The organism is Lamprobacter sp. (assembly GCF_034860625.1).
In the GTDB taxonomy this organism is placed as follows: Bacteria; Pseudomonadota; Gammaproteobacteria; order Chromatiales; family Chromatiaceae; genus Lamprobacter.
Map to the genome: position 1 here is coordinate 1 of NZ_JAYESN010000579.1, position 1,147 is coordinate 1,147.

A 1,147-nucleotide genomic window follows, 5' to 3' on the forward strand; every position below is an offset into this window, starting at 1 on the left:
GGCCACCCGGGCGACGGCCTGACCTAACTCGCCATAGCCAAGAATGCCGAGGGTCCGTCCGGCCAGTTCGCGAATGGGATAGTCCATCAGGCAGAAGCGCTCATGCTGTTGCCAGGCGCCGCTGGCGACCGCGCGTTGATACTCGGGTAAGCGAGTCGTCAGGGCCAGGATGAGCGCGAAGACATGCTGAACGACCGCCGGCGTGGCATAGCGCACCACGTTCGCCACCGCGATGCCGTGCTCGCGTGCCGCGTTCAGATCGATATGGTTGGTGCCAGTTGCGGCAATACAGATCAGTCGCAGGGAAGGGGCGGAGGTCAGCACAGCGCGATCTAATGCCACCTTGTTGGTCACCGCGATCTGCGCATCGCCGAGGTGCTCCAGGATCTGGGTCGGTTCCGTCTGCGTATAACGTCGCCAAGCACTGCCGACTCGGTCCAACGACGACAGATCAAGGTCGCCTTGGTCGATGGTGGCCAGATCCAATAAAACGCCGTTTAGCGCTGACATCATGGGGCTCGTCGCGGGTATTCAAGACGCGATGATCGCATGGCCAAACAGATGACAGTCATCCATCGCGCTGATGCTTTTGAGGAGATTGCGCCGCTTTGGGGGATCTGAGTCTTGTCCTGTATTAACTCGAGCGAGAGGCTGTACGTGAGACTCGCACGCGTTCGGTTCCGACCGTCAAAATCGCTCCGTCGGCAAGATCGTCGGCATAACGCTCGATCAGTTGCGCCATCAAGGCAATGCGATGCGCGGCCGGTACGTCCGGCAGACGCACGATCCCCGTATGTGGCTGGTTCTGGAAGAACACGAGCAGACCGAAATCGCTATCGATGGTGACGATCACCCGTTCTTCACGAACCGCCCATGCGAGAAGCGCTTGGTCGCCGGGATCAGGGCTGACCTCAGCGGCCTCGCGGACGTCATGGCCTTGCTCGCGCAGCCAGTGCGCGAGCCGCCGACCCGCGCAACGGTCGACCAGAAACCTCATCCTGAGACCGCGATGCGATCGATCCGCTCATGGGCGATCATGCTGTGCGCATAGGCGAGGCAGGCGCTGATGTCGGCCTGCTCTAGGTCTGGGTAGTCATCCAGAATCGCCTCTGAGGATTCGCCTTGAGCAAGCAGGCTCAGGATCAAT

3 protein-coding genes are annotated in these 1,147 nt (G+C 61.0%); all 3 read right to left on the bottom strand.

Annotated features, from left to right (window positions below; genetic code table 11):
* On the bottom strand, positions 1-510 hold a 510-nt coding region (locus tag VBE63_RS29935), incomplete at its 3' end, for an NAD(P)-dependent oxidoreductase (protein ID WP_323686607.1).
* Between the two features lie 124 nt (positions 511-634).
* On the bottom strand, positions 635-997 hold the full coding sequence (locus VBE63_RS29940; RefSeq protein WP_323686608.1) for a DUF5615 family PIN-like protein: 363 nt from the start codon (positions 995-997) through the stop codon (positions 635-637).
* The gene (locus VBE63_RS31725; RefSeq protein ID WP_416274735.1) at positions 994-1,146 is read right to left on the bottom strand and encodes a DUF433 domain-containing protein; all 153 of its coding nucleotides are present in this window, start codon (positions 1,144-1,146) and stop codon (positions 994-996) included. The genes VBE63_RS29940 and VBE63_RS31725 overlap by 4 nt, the downstream gene beginning before the upstream one ends.
* Position 1,147: the final 1 nt, after the last annotated feature.

Excerpts from the sequence above, each read along its gene's own strand:
- VBE63_RS29940 (WP_323686608.1), bottom strand. The coding sequence starts at position 997 with ATGAGGTTTCTGGTCGACCGTTGCGCGGGTCGGCGGCTCGCGCACTGG.